The 24,028-nt window shown below is 54.3% G+C and carries 23 protein-coding genes and 1 tRNA gene; 9 read left to right on the forward strand and 15 right to left on the reverse strand.

From position 1 onward, the window contains the following. Nucleotides 1-3: 3 nt before the first annotated feature. The 5 genes from ACEW8N_RS09150 to ACEW8N_RS09170 all read right to left on the reverse strand — a co-directional run bounded on the left by ACEW8N_RS09150 (nucleotide 4) and on the right by ACEW8N_RS09170 (nucleotide 4,493). Nucleotides 4-522 carry a GspH/FimT family pseudopilin gene (locus ACEW8N_RS09150; protein WP_373499510.1) on the reverse strand — a complete coding sequence of 173 codons (519 nt, stop codon included), beginning with the start codon at nucleotides 520-522 and terminating at the stop codon, nucleotides 4-6. After that, nucleotides 512-946, reverse strand: a complete 435-nt coding sequence (gene gspG / locus ACEW8N_RS09155) for a type II secretion system major pseudopilin GspG (protein ID WP_373499511.1) — start codon at nucleotides 944-946, stop codon at nucleotides 512-514. Before gspG ends, ACEW8N_RS09150 begins: the two co-directional genes overlap by 11 nt. A gap of 163 nt (nucleotides 947-1,109) precedes the next feature. Then, the gene (gene gspF / locus ACEW8N_RS09160; protein ID WP_373499512.1) at nucleotides 1,110-2,339 is read right to left on the reverse strand and encodes a type II secretion system inner membrane protein GspF; all 1,230 of its coding nucleotides are present in this window, start codon (nucleotides 2,337-2,339) and stop codon (nucleotides 1,110-1,112) included. 4 nt (nucleotides 2,340-2,343) lie between these two features. Next, the gene (gene gspE / locus ACEW8N_RS09165; RefSeq protein ID WP_373499513.1) at nucleotides 2,344-3,873 is read right to left on the reverse strand and encodes a type II secretion system ATPase GspE; all 1,530 of its coding nucleotides are present in this window, start codon (nucleotides 3,871-3,873) and stop codon (nucleotides 2,344-2,346) included. Nucleotides 3,874-4,145: 272 nt separating this feature from the next. After that, a complete protein-coding gene (locus tag ACEW8N_RS09170) occupies nucleotides 4,146-4,493 on the reverse strand; it encodes a ComEA family DNA-binding protein (RefSeq protein ID WP_373499514.1) in 348 nt (115 codons plus the stop codon). Between the two features lie 787 nt (nucleotides 4,494-5,280). On the opposite strand from ACEW8N_RS09170, the gene ACEW8N_RS09175 reads away from it, so the two are divergent. From ACEW8N_RS09175 to ACEW8N_RS09190, 4 genes are all read left to right on the forward strand, one after another. Then, nucleotides 5,281-5,886: an ATP/GTP-binding protein gene (locus ACEW8N_RS09175; protein WP_373499515.1), complete on the forward strand. Its 606-nt coding sequence runs from the start codon at nucleotides 5,281-5,283 to the stop codon at nucleotides 5,884-5,886. Nucleotides 5,887-5,898: 12 nt separating this feature from the next. After that, nucleotides 5,899-6,321 carry a roadblock/LC7 domain-containing protein gene (locus ACEW8N_RS09180; RefSeq protein ID WP_373499516.1) on the forward strand — a complete coding sequence of 141 codons (423 nt, stop codon included), beginning with the start codon at nucleotides 5,899-5,901 and terminating at the stop codon, nucleotides 6,319-6,321. A 56-nt stretch (nucleotides 6,322-6,377) separates the two neighbouring features. Further along, nucleotides 6,378-7,181 carry a hypothetical protein gene (locus ACEW8N_RS09185; RefSeq protein WP_373499517.1) on the forward strand — a complete coding sequence of 268 codons (804 nt, stop codon included), beginning with the start codon at nucleotides 6,378-6,380 and terminating at the stop codon, nucleotides 7,179-7,181. 164 nt (nucleotides 7,182-7,345) lie between these two features. Then, nucleotides 7,346-7,702 (forward strand): FHA domain-containing protein, encoded by a 357-nt coding sequence (locus tag ACEW8N_RS09190; RefSeq protein ID WP_373499518.1) that lies wholly within the window; start codon nucleotides 7,346-7,348, stop codon nucleotides 7,700-7,702. Nucleotides 7,703-7,878: 176 nt separating this feature from the next. Here ACEW8N_RS09190 and ACEW8N_RS09195 read toward each other — a convergent pair whose 3' ends face one another. The 3 genes from ACEW8N_RS09195 to ACEW8N_RS09205 all read right to left on the reverse strand — a co-directional run bounded on the left by ACEW8N_RS09195 (nucleotide 7,879) and on the right by ACEW8N_RS09205 (nucleotide 11,378). After that, nucleotides 7,879-8,619: a cytoplasmic protein gene (locus ACEW8N_RS09195; RefSeq protein WP_373499519.1), complete on the reverse strand. Its 741-nt coding sequence runs from the start codon at nucleotides 8,617-8,619 to the stop codon at nucleotides 7,879-7,881. A gap of 58 nt (nucleotides 8,620-8,677) precedes the next feature. After that, nucleotides 8,678-10,762 (reverse strand): elongation factor G, encoded by a 2,085-nt coding sequence (gene fusA, locus ACEW8N_RS09200; RefSeq protein ID WP_373499520.1) that lies wholly within the window; start codon nucleotides 10,760-10,762, stop codon nucleotides 8,678-8,680. A 529-nt stretch (nucleotides 10,763-11,291) separates the two neighbouring features. Beyond that, nucleotides 11,292-11,378 (reverse strand) — tRNA-Leu (locus ACEW8N_RS09205). Nucleotides 11,379-11,503: 125 nt separating this feature from the next. Here ACEW8N_RS09205 and ACEW8N_RS09210 point away from each other — a divergent pair. The 5 genes from ACEW8N_RS09210 (at nucleotide 11,504) to rpe (ending at nucleotide 16,622) form a co-directional block, all read left to right on the forward strand. After that, nucleotides 11,504-12,439, forward strand: coding sequence for a bifunctional riboflavin kinase/FAD synthetase (locus ACEW8N_RS09210; protein ID WP_373499521.1), 936 nt, complete (start codon nucleotides 11,504-11,506; stop codon nucleotides 12,437-12,439). A gap of 423 nt (nucleotides 12,440-12,862) precedes the next feature. Then, nucleotides 12,863-13,375: a peptide deformylase gene (gene def, locus ACEW8N_RS09215; RefSeq protein WP_373499522.1), complete on the forward strand. Its 513-nt coding sequence runs from the start codon at nucleotides 12,863-12,865 to the stop codon at nucleotides 13,373-13,375. Further along, nucleotides 13,368-14,339, forward strand: coding sequence for a methionyl-tRNA formyltransferase (fmt, locus tag ACEW8N_RS09220; RefSeq protein ID WP_373499523.1), 972 nt, complete (start codon nucleotides 13,368-13,370; stop codon nucleotides 14,337-14,339). Before def ends, fmt begins: the two co-directional genes overlap by 8 nt. 19 nt (nucleotides 14,340-14,358) lie before the next feature. Beyond that, on the forward strand, nucleotides 14,359-15,807 hold the full coding sequence (gene rsmB, locus ACEW8N_RS09225; RefSeq protein ID WP_373499524.1) for a 16S rRNA (cytosine(967)-C(5))-methyltransferase RsmB: 1,449 nt from the start codon (nucleotides 14,359-14,361) through the stop codon (nucleotides 15,805-15,807). 149 nt (nucleotides 15,808-15,956) lie between these two features. Further along, entirely contained in the window at nucleotides 15,957-16,622 is a 666-nt protein-coding gene (gene rpe / locus ACEW8N_RS09230) for a ribulose-phosphate 3-epimerase (protein WP_373499525.1), read from the forward strand. Between the two features lie 24 nt (nucleotides 16,623-16,646). Here rpe and ACEW8N_RS09235 read toward each other — a convergent pair whose 3' ends face one another. The 7 genes from ACEW8N_RS09235 to ACEW8N_RS09265 form a co-directional block, all read right to left on the reverse strand. Continuing rightward, a complete protein-coding gene (locus tag ACEW8N_RS09235; RefSeq protein WP_373499526.1) occupies nucleotides 16,647-18,398 on the reverse strand; it encodes an ArnT family glycosyltransferase in 1,752 nt (583 codons plus the stop codon). A gap of 7 nt (nucleotides 18,399-18,405) precedes the next feature. Continuing rightward, complete coding sequence (locus ACEW8N_RS09240) at nucleotides 18,406-19,188, reverse strand: ABC transporter permease (protein ID WP_373499527.1); 783 nt, start codon at nucleotides 19,186-19,188, stop codon at nucleotides 18,406-18,408. Continuing rightward, on the reverse strand, nucleotides 19,185-20,138 hold the full coding sequence (locus tag ACEW8N_RS09245) for an ABC transporter ATP-binding protein (RefSeq protein ID WP_373499528.1): 954 nt from the start codon (nucleotides 20,136-20,138) through the stop codon (nucleotides 19,185-19,187). The genes ACEW8N_RS09240 and ACEW8N_RS09245 overlap by 4 nt, the downstream gene beginning before the upstream one ends. Further along, nucleotides 20,110-20,799, reverse strand: a complete 690-nt coding sequence (locus tag ACEW8N_RS09250) for a tetratricopeptide repeat protein (protein ID WP_373499529.1) — start codon at nucleotides 20,797-20,799, stop codon at nucleotides 20,110-20,112. The genes ACEW8N_RS09245 and ACEW8N_RS09250 overlap by 29 nt, the downstream gene beginning before the upstream one ends. 77 nt (nucleotides 20,800-20,876) lie before the next feature. Continuing rightward, complete coding sequence (locus ACEW8N_RS09255) at nucleotides 20,877-21,266, reverse strand: type IV pilin protein (protein ID WP_373499530.1); 390 nt, start codon at nucleotides 21,264-21,266, stop codon at nucleotides 20,877-20,879. A gap of 129 nt (nucleotides 21,267-21,395) precedes the next feature. Continuing rightward, the gene (locus tag ACEW8N_RS09260) at nucleotides 21,396-23,321 is read right to left on the reverse strand and encodes a hypothetical protein (protein ID WP_373499531.1); all 1,926 of its coding nucleotides are present in this window, start codon (nucleotides 23,319-23,321) and stop codon (nucleotides 21,396-21,398) included. Between the two features lie 115 nt (nucleotides 23,322-23,436). Beyond that, the gene (locus ACEW8N_RS09265; RefSeq protein ID WP_373499532.1) at nucleotides 23,437-23,835 is read right to left on the reverse strand and encodes a type IV pilin protein; all 399 of its coding nucleotides are present in this window, start codon (nucleotides 23,833-23,835) and stop codon (nucleotides 23,437-23,439) included. Between the last annotated feature and the right edge of the window lie 193 nt (nucleotides 23,836-24,028).

Raw genomic sequence — 24,028 nt, forward strand, 5'->3', positions numbered from 1 at the left:
CGATCACTCTTCCAGCCGGACGGTCCCCATGATCCCGTCGATGGAGAGAGCCGCCCGCCGCCCCTTTTCATCGACGACGAGCACCCTTCCGCCGGAGCTGGCCCCGTCGGGGTAAAAAAAGATTTCGGCCGACTCGTTTTCCTCCGCCTCTCCCGAGGCCCGGACAACGCTTTCAATCCTGACGCCGTCTGCCAGTGAAAAAGCCCTGGGATCGATCAGCAGCAGATTCCCGTCTTCCGATATGGGCGCTTCGCCCGCGGCGTCAGGCAGCTTTCCCACCGCGACCCGAGAGGATTCGAGATGGAATGCGGTGACGTACACCGCCTTTTCCGAGGCGGCGTGGTTTCGGGCATACCGCAGGGCTGTCGCGATGCGCTTCACCGAGGTCCGGGCGCTCGTGCTTGCCAGGGTCCCGGCCAGGCGGGGCGCCACCAGCGCCGTCATGAGGCTCACCAGAACCAGGACAACGATCAGCTCGAGAAGGGTGAATCCCCCGCGGCCGGCTTTTCCGTCATTCCCCAAGATTCTTCCAACTGACGATGTCCTCCCCCTCCCCTTCTCCGCCGGGAACGCCGTCAGCGCCGTACGACACGATATCGTAGTCGCCGTGCTCGCCGGGAGACCTGTAGTCGTATGCGTTGCCCCAGGGATCCAAGGGAATTTCCTTGGGAAGGTAGGGGCCGTCCCATTTCGGTTCGTTTTCGGGCCGCTCTCTCAGTACCTTCATCCCCTGATCCGTCGACGGAAACCTTCCCACATCCAGCCGATAGGTGTCCATGGCGGTTTCAAACAGCGAGATCTGGGCCTTGGCGGCCTTCTGCCGGGCCTTGCCCGTTTTTCCAAACATGCGGGGTCCGACCAGCGCGGCCAGAAGACCCAGAATCACCATCACGATGAGCAGCTCAATGAGGGTGAAGCCGCGTTCTTTTCGATGCAGTTTCAACATATGCAAAATAACTCCTCCGATCTGGAATGGTTGATTGCAGGGTGAAGGCTGAAGGACAGTAACCGATCTTCAATCCCTGCACAACCCCTCTTGTGATGCCGTGGGTCCCGCTTGTCGGGTACGTCGGCAGAGCCCCTTCGGCCTTCAGTCTTCGGCCTTCTGCCTAAAACGGCATGTCATTCATGCTGAAAATCGCCATCAGCATCGAGATGACAATGAAGCCCACCACGAGCCCCATGCAGAGAATCATCATGGGCTCCAGCAGGCTGACAAACCGCTTGACGAGGTTTCTTACCACCTTTTCGTAATTTTCTGCGACCCGCAGCAGCATCTCCTCGAGTTTTCCCGCCTCCTCGCCCACGGTGATCATCTGGATCGCCAAGAACGGAAATATACGAGCATGCTCAAGGGATCTGGAGAGGCGGTCCCCTTCCTTGACCCTGTTGTGAACCTGATCGAGCGCCCTGGAGATGACCTGGTTGCCGATGGTGTCCTTGACCAGCCTGAGGGCCTGCAGAATCGGCACCCCGCTCCTGACCAGGGTGCCCAGGGTCCTTGCGAACCGTGCGACCTCGATTTTCCGGATCAGTTCTCCCATGAGGGGAAATGTGAGCTTGAAACGGTCGATCCTCAGGCGGCCCGACGGGGTTCCCGCAAATCTCCCGTAGCCAATGACGACCGCGCAGGCCCCGACGAGCAGTGTCCACCCGTAGGACTTCAGCCACGCGCTCGTGCCGATGAGCAGTCGGGTGGAAAACGGGATGCTGGCGCCCAGGTCGGAAAAAATCATGGAGAATTTGGGGATGACAAAGGTCATCAGGATGATGATTGAGACGCCTCCGACAAGGACCAGGAACACGGGATAGACCAGGGCCGATTTGATAAAATCCCTCAGCTCCTGGGAGGATTCCAGAAAAAGCCCCAGCCGGTCGAGGACCGCCTCCAGTACGCCCCCGGCCTCACCGGCGCGGACCATGTTGATGTAAAAATCCGAAAACGGACCGGGGTGCTTTGATATGGCGTTCGACAGGTCGCTGCCCCCCTGCACGGACTTCAGAATATCCTGGACGATGTCGCGCATCGCCTGCTTCTCGAGGGTATCGATGAGAATCCCCAATGCCCGGTCCAAGGGCAGCCCGGCCTTGAGGAGCGCCGAAAGGTCCTGCGTGAACAGCATGACATCCTTTGCGGACACGCGGTGGAGGAGCCCGCCGATGCCCTCGAACCGCCGGAACGCCATTTTGCCCATCGACCGTCCGCCCGGCCGGATCTGCATCGGGATGAACCCCGAATCCTGAAGCTGGGCCGCGGCCGCGCGCTCGTCCCTGGCGTCCACGGTGCCTTTGACGACCCGGCCTGAAGCGTCCGTCGCCTTGTAGGTGAATGCAGGCATGCGATCAGCTTTCCAGCGTCACCCGGAGCACCTCCGGTATGGTCGTTTCTCCTTTGATGACCTTCCGCCAGCCGTCTTCGCGAAGGGTGGTCATCCCGTTCCGGGCGGCAACCGCCTTGATTTTCTCGGCGGTTGAATTTAGAACGATCTCTTTTCGGATGGCTTCGTCCACCGACAGGTATTCAAAGATGGCCTTCCTGCCCTTGAACCCGATGCCCCGGCAGTCCTCGCATCCCCGGCCGGCAAAAAAGGTTGTCCGGGAAAGGGTCTCCTCCGGGAGCCCCATGGCGATCTGCAGCCGCTTCTCAGGGTGGGTCGGCGCCTTGCATCCGCCGCATATGACCCGGACCAGACGCTGGGCCAGAACCCCCAGAAGGGTCGAACTCAATAAGAAATTCTCGACCTTCATATCCAGAAGGCGGGATATGGCGCCGGCGGAATCGTTGGTATGAAGGGTGCTGAACAGGAGGTGCCCGGTCAAAGCCGACTGGACGGAAATCTCCGCAGTCTCCCGGTCCCGGATCTCCCCGACCAGGATGATGTCGGGGTCCTGGCGGACGATGGCCCGCAGGCCGCTTGCGAAACTGAGCCCGATCTTCGGGTTGACCTGAATCTGGTTGACCCCTCTGAGCTGGTATTCCACAGGATCTTCCAGGGTGAGAATCTTGTTTTCGGAGGAATTGATCTTGGCCAGGGTGGTGTAAAGCGTGGAGGTTTTGCCGCTCCCTGTCGGGCCGGTCACGAGTATCATCCCGTAGGGCTGGTGGATGGCCTGGTGGTACTGCGCCGATATCTCCTGCGGCAGCCCGAGCTCCTCCAGCTCCAGGATAAGGCTCTCGCGGTCGAGTATCCGCATGACGAGGCTCTCTCCGAACAGCGTCGGTATGGTCGACACCCGGAAATCGATCTCCTTGTCGGATATCCTGAGCTTGATCCTTCCGTCCTGGGGAAGGCGTCTTTCGGCGATATCCAGGTTGGCCATGATTTTGACCCGCGAGACGATGGCCGCCTGAAGGCGGCAGGGCGGAGATTCGATCTCGGCCAGGACACCGTCGATGCGGTATCTCACCTTGAACTCGTTCTCAAAGGGTTCAAAATGAATGTCGGAGGCCCGCATCTCGACCGCATTCAATATCAGGCGGTTAACAAGGCGGATAATGGGGGCTTCCGAGGCCAGGTCCTTGAGATGATCGACATCTGTTTCCCCCTCCTCGGATATCTCATATACATCCTTTCCCGCTTCTTCGATGATTCGCTCGATGGATTGGCTGCCGGCGCCGTAAAGCCGTTCGATCGCCTCCAGAATATCCTCTTTCTTGCCCTTCAGCGCTTCGATTCTGCATCCGTATGAGAATATGAGGGCGTCGACGGTATCCGCGTCTTCCGGATCCGCAATGGCCACCTTCATGTTTTTCCCGTCGAAGGCGAGGGGGATGAACCCAGCCTGTTTCATGAACTTTACGGATAGGTTTTCTATGGCTACGGGTTCTTTGGGATATTCCTGATATGTAATTTGGACGCTGGTATTTTTCACTGAAATCGCTTCGCGGGCCTGGCCGGCATATCCATGCTGATGAAAAGCATACGTTCTTAACGAGACAATATTTTGATAAGACTGGCTTTTTTGAAACATCTCGCCAAGGATCGGCTTTAACCGATCGGGTGTAAAGGACTATTTATCGACCATATCTGGCAGGGACTGTCAAGGAGAATTTGACGCGGAGAGCCGGTGAGCGGGGATGTGGAGAAAGGGATGCCGGCCATTGACGGGGTGCCGCGACAATGGCCGGCCAGGGTGGATGCGTCCTATCCTTTCTTTTCAGTTTCGGTCTGGCTCACCTTTTCATTGCTTTTGGGGGCTGGGTTATCCATATCCCCGACGACGATGCGGTCCTTGTTGAGTTCGAAGATCTTCTCGCCGATGCCCTTGACGTTCATGAGTTCTTCCGGAGCGTTGAACTTGCCGACGCCGGCCCGATATTCTACGATCTTTGCCGCCGTTTTCGGCCCCACCTTGTTGAGGGTGGCCAATTCTTCGACCGATGCGGTGTTGATGTTGACCTTCAAGGCTTCATTTGCCGTCACCTGCGCTGAAAGACAAAACAGACATCCCATAACCAGTGTGATCGCAGCCAGCAGTTTGAATCGTTTCATTTTTTTCTCCCTTTTCGCTTGTTTTGTTTTCCCATCCCCGCAAACGCTTCCCAAGCCGACGGTTTTTGATGCAGAGAGGGCACACTTGCGCCCCTCCCGTTCGCCTGCATCCAGATACAATCCCTTCCCGGCGGTCGCCCTCACATGAGGCCGTCAATTCGCATCACAAGAATGAGATAAGTTATATGTGTTTATAAAACGATCTGATTTTTTATGCAATCCGTACAAATACCTATTTTTGTATAGGTAGTTATGCCTATATGTGGTGCGTCGCCACGCCACAGGGACAAATCCCCCCGACGCGCCAAACTGGATCAGCGGATGCCGGGAAAGACAGATAGGCTATAACACTCTATTTTATCATCCGATAATTTCATGAGAACGAATGGAAAGAAGGCGTTGGAGAAGGTCTTGGATCATGTCTGCCCGCTTTTGTCCCGGCGAGCCATCCTCGCTGCGATGGGACCGCATATTTTTTTTCAGAAAAACGTCAGCAGTTATTGACCGGCTTTTCAGTTGATGGTATAAATAAATTTATTGGATTACCGTTAACTCATATAAATAAATATCAGATATACAAAAATCCTCTTGTATCAACGGTTATATGGAAAAGGAAGCGGATACGGTGCAGCGTTGGATGCTTGACCATCGCGCCAGACATCATCAGAAGCATCGGGACAGGTCGCATGAGCCATTATCGGATTGAAGCGCGGTCGCATACTTTCATTATCTTGGTCTTAGATCGAGACGCCAATTATCGGTTCATCGATTTTAGGAGGGTTCTGGTTTGGCATTCGTCAATCTGAAAAACAAGGAAGTGCAGGCCAAAATCATTTATTACGGTCCGGGGCGAGGCGGAAAGACCACCAACCTTGAGCAAATCTTCTCCAAATTTCGCCAGCGCATCAAGTCTGACATGGTCAGCATCAAAACCCACGGCGACCGGACGCTTTTTTTCGATTTCCTGCCCTTTGACATCGGAAAAATAATGGGATATGATGTAAGAATTCAGCTTTATACGGTTCCCGGACAGATAAAATACAATGCCACACGACGCCTTGTCCTGAAAGGGGTTGACGGGGTGGTTTTTGTTGCGGATTCTCAATTGGATCAAAGAAAGAAGAACCTGCTTTCCCTCAAGAACCTTCAGGAAAATTTGGCCGCTTACAAAAAGAGCATCTTCAAGGTTCCCCTGGTACTGCAATACAATAAAAGAGATTTAGAAAAAGAAGGGGTCCAAATCATGTCAATGGAGCAGATGGAAAAAGACCTGAACAGTCAGCTCAAGGTACCGTACTTCGGGGCGAGTGCGGTTTCCGGGGAAAATGTTATCCCGACCCTCAAAAAGATCATTTCGCTAACCATGACTTCCTTGCAGAGCACCCTAAAATAGGAGGACAGGCTATTGACACCCGATTTTGATGATGACCTGGCTTTTGACGAGTATACCTTCAGCCAGGAACAGCTTGAAACCATAGAGAGCATTATCCTTCACGATCTCATAGAGAGCGGCGCACACAGCGTTCTGCTGATCGATATGGCCGGCAACATTATCGCCAAGGCGGACAACGGCGAATGTGATCATGATATCTATTCCCTTGCCGCGTTGGCGTCGGCCAATTTCGCGGCCGTCGACACCATGGCGAAACTTGTGGGGGAGAATGAATTTTCGCTGCTGTTCCACAAGGGCGAAAATGAAAGCATCCATTTCAGCAAGGTCAAGAAAGACTTTTTATTGATCTCCATTTTCGGGACAAAGGTATCTTTGGGGCTGCTGCGATTGAAGGTTGCGGAGGCCATTGAGAAGATTTCCGCAATATGGAATTAACGCGTCTTTCGATGGATCATTTTTTTTTCAACGCCGCTTGAAGAGGAGAATTACCATTGGCATCCAATGACGAAAGCAATATCATGGAGCAGGTAGGCAGCCGTTTGGATGATCTTTTCGGGGAAGACGCCGTCAAAGACTCGGAGGATGCGCCCCTCAGCGTTGAACATGGATCGGGCGGCATCGGTCAAACGAGTGATTCCCCCGCACCTGAGGGCCGATTCAACAGGGAAACGCAACCGGCGAATGCAAAGGAGACGCATGTTCACAAGATCGATGCCGAGGAGATCGAGAATTCTCCGATTAAAGAGCTGAAATCGATCGTTCTCTCGCTGGAGTGGGAAATTACAGACCAGGTGATGGAAAAACTTGAAGAGGAAATCCGCAAACTGGAAACCCTCTGTCAAAGCGACAAGGTCATCCTGGCGTATCTTCAACTTCTCGGATCGTTGGGAAAATATATCCGGAAAAAACTTGCCCGGGCCCACGTGGATTCGATCACACTGCTTCATTCGGTCTATGACAGCCTCGAAAAGGCGATGCTTTCCAAAGACATGAGCGACGCGGCCAAGAAAAAAATACTCATCGCCCATGTCACGCAGTACAAAAAACTGAAACAAGACATACAATCCGCAAGAAAGCCGGGTTACCCCGGCAAGCCGTCGGAAAGTCATCGCCCCGCACCCACGGTCACCCCTGAAACGGAATACGATGCAAGACAAATTCCGTCAGACTTTAGAGATTTGACCCACATGACCCAGGAGATTCTCAAATCCATGAGAGAGATACAACAGACCATCCAGAACGAATTTACGGTCCTGAGAGGAGAAATCCGACGTCTGTTGGAAGAAAAAAAATAGACTTCGTCTTGTGAGGGAACCCTTCAGCAATGATAGTCTTTTGTGAGGAATGCGGAACAAGAAATACGATTGACCCAAACGCGCTGAATACCGAACAGGAACCCATTCGGTGCAGTGCCTGCAGCGATATTCTCAGATTTACCCCTCCCGCGCCCCGCAATGCCATGCATGACCTGCCGGAAGCGTCCGTCCGGCAGCGGCTGGAGTTGAGATTGGGACGCCTCCTGATCATCATGAACACTGACCGGCCGGAGGTGACCATGGGAAGGCAGCGGCATAACGATATCGAAATCGTCGATACGCGGGTGTCCCGCTCTCATGCCCGCATCGAATTGAGAGACGGACGATTCATCCTGATCGACCACAGCACCAACGGGACCTATGTGAAATTAAACGGAAGAGACGACAGCCTGAGCCTGAAGCGAAGCGAACTTCCGTTGGAGGGGGCCGGGACCATCAACCTCGGCAGGAAAATGATCGATCGGCCCTCCCGGACCATTTACTTCAATCTCATGGCCTGAGTTCCAGCGACCCGGCCGTTGTCACGCACGCTCATCCCTTTTTTTCCGCACCGCCCGAAAATAAATTTACATCCCCCGATCCCATGGTTGATTTTGGCTGCCGGGCTTGGCGGTTCATGACGCGCCGTTCGATTCACGGAGATCCCCTGCGGTGAAAGGCACGTCATGAATACCGGCTATTGGGCTTTTCGGTCTGCTGATGCGGGTACAGCATCCCCGTCGGGATTTTTAATCATCATGGTCGAGGGGTCCAGCGCCAGTTCCTTCACTTCCGATTCGGGGGGGCCGCCCTTGATGGCCCTCACAAAGATATCCTTGCCTTCCGGCTGAAGTTCAATGGCGACATCAAACAGGTCTTCGATATTCGAAAGGGGGATCGGCATGCCCCCATGCCCCGGCGCCTCATGGCGGTGGGTTTTGACCGTGAACCAGATGGGGACCCCCAGGTTCCTGGCAACGGCTTTCAGGTCAACGAACGTTTTCCGACCCCGCTCCTCAAAGGGGAGCCCGTCGATCAGAATCATCTGCGGGAAAAATATCCCCTGTTCGGAGAGATCCGTGATGCGCTCCTCCAGTTTGGGGACGCTGAAGCCGTCCACCTTGAACGTCATGATGAAGCGCCGGGGGAGAATGACCTCCCAGAAGGGATCGAGATGTTTGATGCGATTGCTGTCGGCGATACTCCTGAAAACTTGTTCGTACCAGAGGCAAACCTTTTCCACGGGCTCATCGATGCTGATATGGAGCACATTTTTATCCCGCAGGAGTTTATCTATGGCGATCTGAACAAGGAAAGCGGTTTTGCCGACGCCCGCACGGGCCATCAGCGCGCCGAATCCTCCTTCGGGCAAAACATCTTCAGACGGATACCCCATCATTTTCAGGGGATTTCGCCGAATGATTTCTTTTTTTTCCATATTGAAGTTCCTTTCCATAAAATATATGACATTCGCCGGCGATGAATTCCCGCTGATGTCAGGCAGCATTCTTTTTGTCTTTGGCAAGTTTTTTGTTCAATTCATCCGCGACGCCCTTGGGAACCTGTTTGTAGGCGGCAAATTCCATCGTGAACTGGGCCTTGCCCTGTGTCGAAGACCTGAGAACGGTCGAGAACCCGAACATCTCCGAAAGGGGGACCTGGGCCTCGATCACGCACATGGGTCCTTCATCCTGAGAACCGACGATGATGCCCCGCCGCTGGTTCAGCAGCCCCATCACCCCGCCCTGGAATTCGGTGGGGGTTTCGACGACCACCTTCATGATCGGCTCGTGAATGACGGCCGCCGCCTTGGCGTAGGCCTCCAGAAAGCCGCCGCGCGCCGCGGCCTGAAATGCCATTTCCGATGAATCCACGGAATGGGATGCCCCGTCGTTGATCACGACCTTGACGCCCGTCACGGGAAATTCCATCTTGGGCCCTTTTACCATGCAGGCTCGGAATCCCTTTTCGCAGGCGGGAATGTACTGGGTGGGAACAGATCCGCCGGTGACCTGGTTATCAAAGATAAAATCTTCCTCACACGGCTCCAGGTATCCCGCAATCCGCCCGTACTGGCCCGAGCCGCCGGTCTGTTTCTTGTGGATATAGTCGAACTCCGCCATCCGGGTGATGGTTTCCCGGTATGCCACCCTCGGCTGCCCGGTATCGACCTCCGCCTTGTATTCACGCCGCATCCGTTCGACATAGACCTCGAGATGGAGCTCGCCCATGCCGGAAATGATCGTGTCGCCCGTCTCCTCGTCCACATAGGTCTTGAAGGTGGGATCCTCCTTGGTGAAACGATTGAGGGCCTTGGACATGTTGATCTGGGACTTGTTGTCTTTCGGCACGATGGCAAGGGAGATCACCGGTGTCGGTACGAACATCGAGGTCATGGTCAGGCTGAGGTTGGGCGACGTAAAGGTATCGCCCGAGGCGCAGTCGATGCCGAACAGTGCCCCGATGTAGCCCGCGGGGATGGACTCGATCTCTTCCATCTGATTGGCATGCATCCGGACAACCCTGCCGATCTTGACTTTCTTCCCGGTGCGAACGTTGACAATGGTATCCCCCTTGGCCAGGACGCCTTGGTATACGCGGATGTAGGTCAGTTGACCGTACTGCCCGTCCTCCAGCTTGAAGGCGAGAGCGACGGTGGGATCCCCGGGATTGCTGCTCAGGGTGACGACCTCTTCATCTTTTTCCGTATTCAGCGCCTCGTTGACCACATCGGCCGGACAGGGCAGAAGCTGATTTACGCCGTCCAGGAGGGGCTGAACCCCCTTGTTCTTGTATGCCGATCCCATGAAAACAGGGGTAATCTCCCGTTTCAGCACGCCCTGCCGGACGGCCTCAATAAGCATGTTTTCCGTGATCTCACGCTCTTCCAGGATGGCCTCGGTCAATTCATCGGAAAACATGGAGGCGGCATCGATCAGCTCCTCCCGCTTCTCGAGTGCCTCGTCGAGAAGCTCCGCGGGCACCGCATCGGTCCGGACCGTCTCGCCGTTTTCTCCTTCGAAATAGACGGCTTTCATGGAGACAAGATCCACCACGCCGTTGAATTTGGCTTCCAATCCCACGGGAATCTGCAGCGCCACGGCATTGTGGCCGAGTTTGTCCCGCAGTTGCTGGACCACCCTGAACGGGTTTCCGCCGCTGCGGTCACATTTGTTGATAAAAGCGATGCAAGGGACCTTGTACCGCTTCATCTGCTGATCGACGGTGATGGACTGGGACTGAACGCCGCCCACGGCGCAGAGCACCAGAACGGCGCCGTCAAGAACCCTGAGCGACCGCTCCACCTCGATGGTGAAGTCGACGTGCCCCGGGGTGTCGATGATGTTGACCTCATGGCCCTTCCATTCGCAGAATGTCGCGGCGGACGCAATGGTGATGCCGCGCTCCTTTTCAAGCTCCATGGAATCCATGGTTGCCCCTACGCCATCCTTGCCTTTTACATCATGAATGGCGTGAATTCGCTGGGTATAGAATAGAATCCGTTCGGTCAGTGTGGTTTTGCCTGAATCGATATGGGCACTGATGCCGATGTTCCGGACCTTTTGTATATCGCTGTTCATTGTGTCTGTCCTCTACTTGAGTTTTGATGTATCCAAAGCCTTGGAAAAATATAAAAAGGAGGCGTATCGCCGACAAACGCCCTTTCAGCCGCCTGAGGATCAAAAATGGGCCTCACCTGTCTTTATTGCCGATTGACGCTGCTTTTAATTGCGCCGCAATGGAAACTGCTGTTCGAAAATATCCTCGTGCGCGGGAGGAGCGTTGGTTCAACAAAGATGCGTGTTCGCGGGCGGAGGCAAACTAATTTCCGGTGACAATAATGTCAATAGCAATTTAAGGCATCAACTATTTTTTAACATATGTCAAACAAACAGAGCGTATCCACAAGCAGCCCGATATCGGCACCGCGCGGTTCCCCCGTCACTGCGGTGTACTGTAACATCCCATCATATCATTGGAATTCGATAGTCTCGATCTCGAAGGTTTCACGAAAGCGAATCTCAGGCGACTATTGGGAATCCATCAATCAACATCAGAACAAAATAAAAAGAGGCGCCACTCTAAAAGTGCGCCCTCTTTATTTGTTGTTGGTGCCGAAGGGGAGACTCGAACTCCCACTGCCGTACGGCAACTAGACCCTGAACCTAGCGCGTCTACCAGTTCCGCCACTTCGGCCCCGCAACAATTTATCTCCGACGATCAACCCTCAAAAAGAAAGATTGATTTCGTCATGGACGTGGGGTATGTATACTGTTTCGGATTTGATGTCAAGCCAATTTTTCAAGGGAAACCAAATTATAATGAAGCTCATCGAAGGCATAGATACCATATCGGATCCCTTTCATAACGCCGTGATCACCATCGGCAATTTCGACGGCGTCCACCTTGGACACCAGGCACTGTTTCACGAGGTCATCGAAAGGGCCGCGGAGATCAAGGGCACCTCCCTCGCCATGACGTTCGAACCGCATCCCATCCGGGTTCTCCAGAAAAACAGCCATCCCCCGCTGATCACGCTTTACGAACAGAAGATCGAACTCATCGAAAGGACGGGCATTGATGTCCTGATCTGCGTACCGTTTACCCGGGCCTTTGCGGCGATCCCCGCGAAAGAGTTTCTTGAGGATATCTTGATCCGCCGAATTGGCATGAAGGTATTTGTTGTGGGAGGAGACTATGCATTCGGCAAGAACCGCGAGGGAAACCTTGATTTCTTGAAAAATTGCTCGAACAGCCATCATTTTGACCTGGTCGTCGCAGACTGGATACAGACCCAATCGAATGGGAAGTCAAGAATCAGCAGCACCCGCATTCGAGAACTCGTCATGGAAGGCGAGGTGGTGAGCGCCCAGAAATTGCTGGGGCGCCACTATCAGATCCGGGGCACCGTTGAACATGGGCGCAACCGCGGCGGAAAACTTTTGGGCTTTCCCACAGCGAACATCAAACTCTATGATGAGCTCGCTCCCAAAACAGGTGTATACGCCGTCACGGCGGAATGCATCGGCGGACGCTACAAGGGGGTGGCCAACATTGGCTACAGCCCCACATTTGATGATCACATCTACACCGTTGAGGTTCACCTACTTGATTTTGATAGCAATATCTATGGAGAAAAAATTCGCGTTAACTTCATCGAACGCATCCGGGATGAGATTAAATTCTCCGGCATCGATGCGCTGGCGCAGCAAATCCGAAAGGATGTCGAAACCGCCCGCGAGATCATCCCGCTGTAAACGCGAGCGATCTTGCTTCTGAAAGCCTCTCCTGATCCGGGTCGTCCGCGCCGTGGGAGACGCGATACAGATGCCATCGTGCCGCCGCCGGTACCCTCATTGCCGGGGACGACCGCCGATTCTTCATCGGGCCGGCGCAAACAGCGATGTCCCGAAACATGAATCCCCTTCCCCGGCCAGCGATAGGGCGAGGTGGGGGCGGCGTCCTCCTTTTCTCGGATATCCAGGCTTTTCTATTGAATTTTAATGCTTAGTTTAACAGACTGAGCAGATAATGATGGCTGGAACGTACTGAATACAGAACGAATTTGGATGGATATGCGTCCGGGTGAAGGCAACCGCCCGACACGGTGGGCCTCACGATGACCGCCACCCCAACGCAACCACCAACCCATAACTGCGAGAACATAAGAGACGGTCGCCATGGAACTCTTAGAAATTGTAACATTTCCTGACAAATTCCTGATGCAGCCGACCCGGCCGGTTGAAAATATTGACGGGGAATTACAGCATCTGATCGACAAAATGGCCCACACCATGTATGCGGCGCCGGGTGTCGGTCTGGCGGCAATTCAGGTCGGATCCGACAAAAGCCTCATCGTTTTTGACGGAAACCCCGGAGAAGACAGACCGGCGCTGCAGGTCCTGATAAACCCGAAACTGATTCAATACGAGGGTACGATTATCTCTGAAAACGAAGGCTGTTTAAGCGTCCCCGAGTTTCGCGCCGACGTAAAACGGCATGCGGTTGTCCTTGTGGAGGGGGTGGATCGGGAAGGACGGCCTGTCCGATTGGAGCGGGGCGGTTTCCTGTCCATTGTCCTCCAGCATGAAATCGATCACCTGAACGGGACCCTGTTCATAGACCGAATCAGCGCCCTGAAAAGACAGCTTTACAAAAAACGAATCCTGAAGCAACTGAGACAGCATGCATAAGCCATTCAACATCGTTTTCATGGGCACCCCCGACTTTGCAGTCCCGGGGCTGAGGGCGCTTCACGAAAGCAGGCACGCCGTAAGCCTGGTGGTAACACAGCCGGACCGCCCAAAGGGGCGCGGACGAAAAATTCATCCCCCTCCGGTCAAAACCGCCGCCCTGGACCTGGGGTATGACGTCCTTCAGCCCCACGCCATGGGCGATCCGGAATTTGTCGACCGGCTCAAGACCATCGGCCCGGATTACCTGGTGGTCATCGCCTACGGGAAAATCCTGCCCCGGAGCCTGATCGGTCTTCCGCGTGTCGGCGCCGTAAACATCCATGCCTCCCTGCTGCCGAAATACCGCGGTCCGGCCCCGATTCAACGGGCCGTCATCAACGGAGAAAAAGAGACCGGCGTCACCGCCATGCTGATGGATGCCAAGTTGGATACCGGGGATATTCTGCTGGCGGAAAAAACACAAATTGAACCCGACGATACGTCGGGCACGCTCCATGACCGGCTCGCCCGGATGGGTGCAGCATTGCTGCTTACCGCCCTCGATCAATACGGGTCAGGAGAGATTCGGCCCATTCCGCAGGATCACTCGCTTGCCACATACGCCCCGATGATAGAAAAAAATGACGGCCACATCGACTGGTCGCTACCCGCCGCCGCCATCGAATGCAAGATCCGGGGCATGGATCCGTGGCCCGGTGCGTTTGTTTTCCTGGATGACAATCGTCTTAAAATCTTCAAAGCACGGACCCTGCCGGGCGAGCTTTCTCCATCCTCCGGCGCCCCGCTCTCCAGCGCACCATGGCCCGGTACGGTTCTTCAAGGGTTTCCGGACGAGCTTCGGGTGGCCGCCGGGATCGGGGCGCTTTCCATCCTGGAACTCCAGGGGGCTTCGGGAAAACGCCTCAAGATCCATGATTTTCTGAGGGGCTTCCCGATCCCTCCAGGTACGGTTTTTCGATAACCGAATCGAGCGATCTCATATGCCCCACGGCCCAAAAAGCACCGGCGTCAAGAAAAGACCTGTTCTTCCAGTCAACCGGAAGAAGAGGGCGGCACACAAAAACACCCCCTTGGCAAATCATCCGAGGGGGGCGGCATGGAGTATTCTAGAACGCATGGGTGAAGGGGATCAACCGCTGGACACCGCCCTCGAAAGGTTCTTTGAGACATCGCCTTCCTGGGAACGGCGGGATATCAACCTCCTTCACGCACTCGTTTTCGGGGTGCAGCGCCGACGCGCCACACTCGATCACGTTATTCATCATCTGTCAAACATTCCGCTTCCAAAAATAGACCCCGCCGTGCTCAATGTTCTCAGGGTCGGCATCTTCCAGATCCTTTACATGGATCGCATACCCGATTCCGCGGCGGTGAACACTGCAGTTGACATCACCAAGACATTCGCACCCCGTTGGACCGCCGGATTCGTGAACGGTCTGCTGAGGGCCGCTGTCCGGTCCCGGGACCGTCTTCCTTTTCCGGACATTCGGACCGACCCGGTGCATGGCCTTGCCGTCGTGAAGTCCTTTCCCGAATGGCTTATCCGCCGCTGGTTGGACCGATGGGGTGCCGAGGAGGCCGCGCGGCTCTGCGACGCCCTCAACCGGACGCCGCCCATCACGCTCCGCACAAACACCCTTCGGACCGACCGCGACGGACTCGCAGCAGCCCTGGACAAAGAAGTCGATCTGGCCGTTCCGACCCATCACTCCCCCGACGGCGTCATCGTCAGCGGCATCAGCGCCTCCATTCGAGATCTTTCCGCATTCCATGAAGGGCTGTTTCAGGTTCAAGACGAAGCGGCGCAACTGGTTTCACGGTTTCTGGGGCCTCTTCCCGGTGAGACGGTGATGGATGCATGCGCCGGGCTGGGGGGCAAAACCGGCCATCTGGCTGCGCTGATGGAAAACCGGGGCCGGCTTGCAGCCGTTGAAGTGTATTCCCGGAAGCTCTCGATCCTTGAAGGAGAGACCCGACGGTTGGGAATCTCCATCGTAACGCCCGTTTGTCACGACTTGGATCAGGGCACCCCGCCCTGCCCATACGGCCCCTTCGACCGCATCCTTCTGGATGCGCCCTGCTCGGGACTCGGGGTGCTCGCCCGAAACCCCGATGCAAAATGGTCCCCCGCCAAAAAAGACCTCGCCGGGTACCGGAATCGCCAGATAAGGTTCCTGACCCATCTTGCCCCCCTTGTCAAACCTTCGGGATTGCTGGCCTATGCCGTATGTTCCATGGAGCCGGAAGAGGCCGAAGATGTGGTCTCGGCCTTTCTCGAAAAACACCCGAACTTCAGCGTTCATCGGGATTTCCCCCGCCTTCCCCCGAAGGCCCGCGCGCTGATTACGCCTGAAGGTTATCTCAGGACCTTTCCTCACCGGGATGACATGGACGGTTTTTTTTCGGTTTGCTTCGCCCGGAAAATGTGATAGCGAAAACGGCCAAATTGCTTGGACGCTGATCTGTATTTCACGCAAAGACGCCAAGCGGGAACACCCCAGAAAGATGCGATTTCAACTCTGCGCCACAGCGACTTTGCGTGAAATACCCGGCGCAGGACCGACAAGGAGACATGACCATGAAGCTTATCGCTCCGTCAATCCTCTCGGCTGATTTTTCAAGGCTGGGTGAAGAGATCCGGGCTGTCGAGGCCGCCGGCGCGGACTGGATCCATATCGACGTCATGGACGGACACTTCGTCCCCAACATCACCATGGGGCCCATCATCATCGAGGCGGCCAAAAAATCCACCCGGCTGCCGCTGGATGTCCATTTGATGATTGAAAACCCGGACAGGCTCATCCCGGCCTTCGTCAAGGCCGGTTCGGACTGGATTTCCGTTCAGGTCGAAGCCTGCGTTCACCTCCACCGGACGGTTCATCTGATCAAGGAAAACGGCGCGAAAGCGGGCGTGGTGCTCAATCCCGCGACCCCCCTATCCGCCATCGAATGGATCTTGAACGACGTGGATTATATCCTGGTGATGAGCGTGAATCCCGGGTTTGGCGGCCAGAAATTTATCGAAACCAGTCTGGACCGGATCCGCCGGATCCGCGGCATGATCGAAAAAAGCACCCCCGATTCACGGACGAGCCCCCTGATCCAGATCGACGGCGGGGTCAACGATGAGACCATTGAGCGCATATCCAGTGCCGGGGTGGATGTATTTGTCGCGGGATCCGCCATTTTCGGAAGCCCCGATTACCGGAAAACGATCGAAGAATTCCGGAGGAAGCTCGGCTGATCGGCGGGAAGCGCCATAAGGCAATTATTCCACAGCGGCTTTCCCCGGAGGGGTCACGGCCAGCAACCCGAAAAGGTGGTGCGAGTAGAGCAGTGTTGTTTGCCGCCTCAAAAAAGCCATGAAAAGCCGCCCTTTTTCCGCCGTAAAATCCTCGGTCACCCATCGGTTGAAGATGTCTGACTGAAGCATCAGATGCGTGATCTTTGATTCCCGAAGCCTTGAGGCGATCTCCTCCGGAGAATCCGACCGGTTGACGATCTTCGCCATGAGGCTGGGGCGCCCTTCGTCGTCGAGGAGGTAGGGACGGTCGCAATAATACCCTCTTTTCCCCATGAAAATGAATAATATCCGCGCATCCTCCGAAAGGTGACGGTTGGCGTATTGCATGACGGGATATTCCGGCCGATATCGCGTGATGTATTCGTCCCGGCTTACCTTCCCTGCCAGATAATCGAACGGATCGACAATATTGAATTGCGTCCAGATATAATGAACGTTCAATCCTAAACAGGCGATCAGGATGGCTCCTCCGGCAATTCTGGCGATGGATCGCCGTTCCCGGCCCAACTTTCCTTCGAACCAAACCATCCCGCTTTTCATGCCGAAAACCGACAATATCACGAGCGGCGGAATCATCGGCGACAGGTACCGAATCCGCAAGACCGTGCTGAACAGGGCAAAGAGAAAATACAGAATCGCAAAAGACAGAAGCATTTTTTTCTGCCCCGTAAGCCACCGCTCCGGATCGAATGGCCCAGGGTCCGACCCCTCCCGGTTTCGTCGATGGGAGATCCCCACCCCCACAAATGCCAGAACCGTAAAGAGCAGGAGAAACGGGTTCAGCTTTCCGTCGAAATATTGCCCACTCCCGTCCTGGCCCTCAAAAAAGATTCTCACCGGCAGCAAGAGCATCTGCCATTCGGTTTCCTCGTAAACAACGCTGCGGTAGGAGAAAAGCCCCTTGGCCGCTTTCGGCCGTGTAACTCCTTCCTGCGTCTTGGCAGCGGTTTTGGGAGGATTGAAGACGCTGTCATAAAGCGGGTAAACGGGATTTCCCTTCCAGTGCCAGTTCCGGATCATCCAGGGAGAGAATACCATGAGCGCGACAGCCAGGTACAGCGCCCCATAAGCAATGGCTTTCATGGACGGATGCCGGAATTTTATCCCATGGCTCGAATAGATCCATGGAACAAAGGCCGTCAGCAAGAAACAGACAATCAGGCCGTTGTATTTGGTGCCCATGGCGAGTCCGCAGCAAACGGCTGAACCGGTCAGGAATGCGAGGCTGAAACCGGACTCCTCCCAGCGGAAGAGAAGCAGCAGGGCCGCCGTGGAGAAGAAGATCAAACCCAAATCCACATAGACGGTGATAGAAAGCTTGATGACAATGGGCGTTGACAGGAAGAAAAGCGCCCCGATCAGGGCATAATTTTTCCCGGCCCGGGGTTTCAGGTAATCGTAGATAAGCCATGCGGTAAGGAGAGCGAAGGAAAAGTGGATGAATTTGGGGGCGATGTCATTTCCCAGCCAGAGGGAAATCATGTAGAGCAGGTCGAGGTTCATGGGAAAATAGGAGAACGACATGGACGGGAACTCGACCATTTTTCCATGAAGGAGGTAAAGCTTGGGGATGTTGAGATGATGGACCAGGGCATCCCGGCTGATCGGCGGGACCAGGGAGAGCAGGACAACGGCGCTGATCAGCAGCAGCAGGAAGATCCCAAAAACAGCGGTCATGCGCCTGTCGGTGGCGCCTTCGGGGAGACTTTGGGTCATACGCTATTCAAAGAAGTCTGCGGTGCATGAAGATCAGGTTGGCCGCCACCAGCGCCGTCGCGGTCCATCCCAGAAGAACGACAGCCCCCTGCCAGATCACCGCCTGGGAGACGACGTCATTGTATAGAGCGGCCTCCCGGAAATTGATCGCCTCGAGGTTGGGCAGCAGATAATAGAGGGTATTCAAAACAAATTTCAGGGTCTCGGTCTTGGCATTGTCGGCGAAGATCTTGAGTTCGTTGCTCCAGTGCCCCAGGAAAGAGACCGAAACCAGAAAGAAATTGTGCAGCATCGGAGAGGTGAAACTGGCAAAAAAAAGGCTCATGGCCGACAGCAGCATCCATTCGCCGAAAATGAAGCCCAGCGCCCAAAAATGCGTGCCGGTAAGGGAAATTCCGGCGGAAATGACGATCAGCAGCCATGCGGCGGAGAGCAGAAGAAATGCAGTCATGAGCACCAGGATCATCCCGAAATACTTTCCCAGCAGGAAGGTCGGGCGCCCGACGGGCCGGGACAGCACGAGATAAACCGTCTTGCGCTGCAGTTCATGCTTGATGATGCCGGATCCCAGATAGAGGACCGCGATCAATCCCCAGATGCCGATGATCCAGAATCCCATATCCTGAAGGACGCGAGCCTGGCCTCCCACGGCCATCTGCCCGAAGACGAGGGAGACCAGCATCATCAGTACGCCCGATCCTACTAGCATCAGGATCAACCGGTCCCGTGTCGCCTCCCGCCACACATTGACGGCGAGGGCTTTGACCTGGGGGATGAAAATCGTGTTCATGCCGTTTCCTCCTTTCCGGCCGGCACAGTGCCTTCGCCGGCAAATTTGAAAAGGACCGCTTCGATCTCCTCCTGGACGGGGCGAAGGGATTCGAGGGCAATCCGGTTTTGGGCGGAGAGCTGCAGCAGCGCCTCCTTTTTGTCGATCGGAATGGCGATCCGCCACTCGCCTTTGGGCAATCGTTCCGGATGGTTTCCATTGGTAAGCGCCTTGAGGGCTCCGGGGTTTTCGGCCCGGCAGACCGCCTCGTACCCGATGACCTGTCTCGGCATGTCGGACAAGGCGCCGATCCACCGGACACGCCCCTGTTCAATGAGGGCGACCCGGTCGGAGAGCCTTTCCACGTCGGCCAGAATATGGGAGCTGAACAGCAAAGTCCCCCCCGAAGCCTTGTATTCCTTCAGGATGGTGCTGAGCCGGTACCGCCAGTAGGGATCGAGCCCGCTCATGGGTTCATCCAGGAGAAGGATCTCCGGTTCATGGACGAGGGCCTGGGCGATCCCCGCCCGCTGAAGCTGCCCCTTGGAGAGCGTGTTCATCATCATGCCGGCCTTGTCGGTCAAGGCCATGAGTTCCAGCACGGCATCCACCCGCTCGCGGAGGCGGCCGCCCTTGAGGCCCGTAAATCCGGCCAGCATGCCCAGCCATTCCCGGACCCGCAGATGCGGGTAGATATACTGGGTTTCCGTCAAGAGACCCAATTTTCTTCTGGCATCGGGTTCCACCGCCGGGACACCGTTCACGAGGACATTTCCCTTTTCGGGCGCCGTCAATCCAGCGGCAAGCTTGATGGAGGTGGTTTTCCCCGCGCCGTTGGGGCCGACCAGGCCAAGGGTCGTCCCTTTGGGAAGATCCATATCCAGGTCGTGAACGATGGTTTTCCGCCTCATCCAGAACCCCTGCCGGATGGAAAAACTGACCTTATTCCATTGAAGTGCCGGTACCGTCATGCTGCGCCCTTACCTTTTTGATCTTTTGGATGATAAACTTTCGCTGCCGGGGGTCTTTGGTCATGTTGAGGGCCTGCTCGAGGAATCGCAGGGCCAGGTCTTTTTGGCCCTCGCGCGTCAACAATGTCGCCGATAGCTCTGCCAGATAGACCGGCGCGCCGGGCAGCACGGCGGCCTTCTGGAGCGCTTCCGCTGCGCCCAGATCATCGCCGTCTTTCCATAAATAGTATCCCTTGAAAAACCAGAGCTGCCAATTCTCCGGGTGATGGACCAGGCCTTTGTCGATCATGTAAAAGGCATCATCGGTCGTGTCGCTCGCATCCCCAAGAATTACCGCCCCATAGGTATAGGGGTACTCCCAGCGCGGCGCCAGGTCGGTAATGATGTCAAGGAGATTCATAAGATAGGGGTACTGCTGATCCGTGAGGGCGTGCTGACCGAAATAATAGAGCGCCCGCAGCCAGAGCATATCCGCCAGAAACTCACTGTCCGCAGGCGACATGAAGCGCATTACCGTCGCATCAATGGGCAGATAGACGACATCCCCTTTTGCGTTTGCATCGCACCAGGGGCATTCAGGCAGAATGATGCGGTTGGCGTATCTCTTGTCGAGATAGTTTGCCTGTAGGACCGTGGTGGCTCCAAAAAACAGAATTGACAAAATGAAAAAATAATACCTTTTTCGTATCATACAGGATACTTGTCATTCATGCCGAAAAGAGCGTATTCAATCTTGTTCTAATTTCCTCTACAGGCATTGGTCTGATTATTCAAGTTAAGCATATCATCGATCACCCACTCATCCAACCGTTCCTTGTAATATGCAATTGCTTTTGCATTAAAGCTTGTCTGATCGGCCGAGATGATTTCATAGCTGTAGTAGGGAGTACCCCTCATAAAAAAACCGATTTTGTTTTTATTTGTACTATATGTATCATATTCCAAAAAATAGGCTTCCTGACATTTTGCTATCATTCCAAGGGATTCTTTCGCCTCGCTCTGCCTGGCCTTGCACATGAAATTGTAGTATTCAGGGATGGCCATCGAGGCCAACACTGAAATGATTGCGACAACGATCATGAGTTCAATCAGCGTAAATCCGCGCCGGTCTTTCAAGGTTACCGCCATGCCCTCTCCTCCAAACCCCAGAGATGTTATTGTTAACAGGAGGAAAAGCAATTTTAATGCCATTTTCAAAAAATTCATTTTTTGGTTTTTTTCCGCTTTATCTACAATAATTTTCTATCATAAACCATTCTAATTCATCTTTCTGCAATGCCCATCAAGCAAATTTTGACACAATGACCGCACATTTTTGTCTCCGCCGCCGGCTTTCACCCCTTTGCGTAGAAGGCCGCATCCCTCGACTTTCTCTCCAAGATAAATCAAGCTCTTGCTGTACCAGTAGATCATCTCGATATCCTGAGGCGACCGCTTCATGGCCTCATGGCCGGCCTGCCTGGCGAGTGACCACTCATGGCGTTTTGCATGACAGATTTCTTTGAGCAAAAATAAGGATGCATATGGATAGTTCAGCAGCAACCGATCCACAAGAAGCAGTGTCCTTTCATAGTCTCGCTTCTCGAAAAACAATTCCGCCAGACATTTGAGAGCGTTCGCGTCGTTACGGGGATTGTAATGCCCTTCGTCCAAAATTTTGATCATATTCTCATACACTTGTTCCGAAAGCACGGTATCCTTTTTCACCTGAACCAAAAAAGCGTGCCAGTTCTGCTGAACAACAAAATCGTGGGGCAACGCCTCTGCCATGCCCTTAAGCATGCTGCCGCCTTCGGCAAACCTTCCGGCATTGGTCAGGGCCAAGGCGAGGCCCAACTGGTTTCTGTTTGAGTCGGGATGCTTTTTCAACTCAGCCCGATAGAGGGTAATCTCATCCTTGAAATCCATGTTCCGGATATAGGTTGAGCATCCCAGAATCACGAAAAAGGCTGAAAGGATGATCCACCGGAGGGAGGGTCGTACGGCCTGCTGATGAATGACATCGGAGAGCATCAGCACCGCCCCGAATACGAGACCGACGGAGGGAAGATACATCCGGTGTTCGAAGATGATTTCAAGCGGCACGACAGTGGATTCAATCAGATGGCCGGCAACATACCATGCGGTCATCCATGCGAATACGGGAAACCGGCTGCGACACAACCAGGCGGAGACCACCGCTCCAATCCACGCTGAAATCGATAAGAAGGTCGTCATGGGAGAAAAAAGACCCGAAGAAACAGGATATTCATAAAAAATACTGAAACGGTCACTCACGGGGAATAGAAACAATGAGATGTAGTGCCACAACACTCTCGATTCAGTGAGGAGCCTTTCAGTCAGTGTAAAATCGCGCCTGGCGTAGCCTGACAGAACACGTTTTATCGGGTCAGGCCCCATGTAGAAAAAGACAAGCATGGCGGCCACAAGAATCGCCAGTGCACCCCAGTACCATTTTAATTGATAGAACAGACCCCGCCTGAACAAAAAGAAATCTTGAACGAGAATCAGCATTGGCACAATCGCTACATGCTCTTTGGAAAGCAGCCCCAGAATCCACGCGATAATACCCAATAGCCAGCACACAGATGCCTGCATGCGATCTTGCGCCTCCCAGCGTCTGCGGCCGGCCATCCAGGCGATCATGGCCAGAAGGGCAAACAGAAATGCCAGGCTGGTCATTCTCTGAACAAGATAGGTAACGGCATTGATCTGGATGGGGTGCAGCGCCCAGATAAAGGCCGCCCCCCATGCCAGTTGGTGACGTCTGCCGCCATATCGCGTTCTCAGCCAACCTGTATCGAGAATCTGGCAGAAAAATAGAAAAAGCAATAAAGCAGAGCATATGTGAATTCCGATATTGACCAGATGATATCCTAAGGGGTCATACCCCCCTAATAGGTAATTCAAGGCAAAGGTCAGGTAGGCGAGTTTACGGTTGTTGACAATGTGCGGACCCGACCAAGCTTGTTTGAGGGATTCCCAGGAAAGATCTTTTATTTCAATGGCGGAATTACCGACAATATTGCCGTAACCGTCGAGAAGGAAAGGGCTTTTGACGGTATTGCTGTAAACGGCGGATACGGCAATGATAAGGCCGAGCGCAAGGATGACATGAAAACATATGGGAATGGCTTTTAAATCATTAATCCGCTGAAAATGTATATTGTTTTCACTGGTCATAAGGCTTCAAAAGGTGCGGAAGAACCGGATAACGTAAAAATCCTCCCGCTCCTGATGGTCAAGGAGCGGGAGGTTGCATATCGTTCAGGCGCTTAATTCGTCGTTAAGCTTAGGCTTAATTCTGGCAAGCATTTGTTGTATTGGTAAGCGTAAGGGTTTCCGTGATGGTCCACTGGTCATCGCCGTCGGCCGTCTTGATGCCGCCGTTTATCGAGTCTGCAGTCGCCGTGTACTGATTACCGTTGGGAAGAAGAGAATAAGTATATCGTGCATTTCCTTTTGTCGCGAACCCGATGGCGCCGGTTGTGCTGGCATAGGCATCAAATTCTGAGAAATAGGCTTCCTGAGCTTTCGCAATGGTGCCAAGGGACTGCTTCGCCTCGCTCTGTTTGGCTTTGCACTGGTAATTGAGGAAATTCGGGATGGCGATGGCGGCCAGGATACCGATGATGGCAACAACGATCATCAACTCAATCAGCGTGAAACCTTCGTTCTTTCTCAATTTAGCGAGCATGTTTTATCTCCTTTTTGATTTTTTGTTTTGTATTCCCGATTCACTGAAAAATGATGTCACCCGTTTTTTGACTTCAACTCCCGCAGACCTTTTGCTCACACCCCCTTTTTTTTGTTTGGCGTTATTTTTTCTTAGCTATATAGCAAAAGGAATGCCACTTTGAAAAGAAGAAAATGAATATTGTTATAAGCTT

The organism is Desulfococcus sp., from assembly GCF_041737845.1.
Taxonomy (GTDB): domain Bacteria; phylum Desulfobacterota; class Desulfobacteria; order Desulfobacterales; family Desulfococcaceae; genus Desulfococcus.

Coding starts and splice junctions, on each gene's coding strand:
- gspG (WP_373499511.1), bottom strand. CDS start 946: ATGTTGAAACTGCATCGAAAAGAACGCGGCTTCACCCTCATTGAGCTG.
- gspF (WP_373499512.1), bottom strand. CDS start 2,339: ATGCCTGCATTCACCTACAAGGCGACGGACGCTTCAGGCCGGGTCGTC.
- ACEW8N_RS09170 (WP_373499514.1), bottom strand. CDS start 4,493: ATGAAACGATTCAAACTGCTGGCTGCGATCACACTGGTTATGGGATGT.
- ACEW8N_RS09190 (WP_373499518.1), top strand. CDS start 7,346: ATGCATGACCTGCCGGAAGCGTCCGTCCGGCAGCGGCTGGAGTTGAGA.
- ACEW8N_RS09195 (WP_373499519.1), bottom strand. CDS start 8,619: ATGGAAAAAAAAGAAATCATTCGGCGAAATCCCCTGAAAATGATGGGG.
- fusA (WP_373499520.1), bottom strand. CDS start 10,762: ATGAACAGCGATATACAAAAGGTCCGGAACATCGGCATCAGTGCCCAT.
- ACEW8N_RS09210 (WP_373499521.1), top strand. CDS start 11,504: ATGAAGCTCATCGAAGGCATAGATACCATATCGGATCCCTTTCATAAC.
- def (WP_373499522.1), top strand. CDS start 12,863: ATGGAACTCTTAGAAATTGTAACATTTCCTGACAAATTCCTGATGCAG.
- fmt (WP_373499523.1), top strand. CDS start 13,368: ATGCATAAGCCATTCAACATCGTTTTCATGGGCACCCCCGACTTTGCA.
- rsmB (WP_373499524.1), top strand. CDS start 14,359: ATGCCCCACGGCCCAAAAAGCACCGGCGTCAAGAAAAGACCTGTTCTT.
- rpe (WP_373499525.1), top strand. CDS start 15,957: ATGAAGCTTATCGCTCCGTCAATCCTCTCGGCTGATTTTTCAAGGCTG.
- ACEW8N_RS09235 (WP_373499526.1), bottom strand. CDS start 18,398: ATGACCCAAAGTCTCCCCGAAGGCGCCACCGACAGGCGCATGACCGCT.
- ACEW8N_RS09240 (WP_373499527.1), bottom strand. CDS start 19,188: ATGAACACGATTTTCATCCCCCAGGTCAAAGCCCTCGCCGTCAATGTG.
- ACEW8N_RS09245 (WP_373499528.1), bottom strand. CDS start 20,138: ATGACGGTACCGGCACTTCAATGGAATAAGGTCAGTTTTTCCATCCGG.
- ACEW8N_RS09255 (WP_373499530.1), bottom strand. CDS start 21,266: ATGGCGGTAACCTTGAAAGACCGGCGCGGATTTACGCTGATTGAACTC.
- ACEW8N_RS09260 (WP_373499531.1), bottom strand. CDS start 23,321: ATGACCAGTGAAAACAATATACATTTTCAGCGGATTAATGATTTAAAA.
- ACEW8N_RS09265 (WP_373499532.1), bottom strand. CDS start 23,835: ATGCTCGCTAAATTGAGAAAGAACGAAGGTTTCACGCTGATTGAGTTG.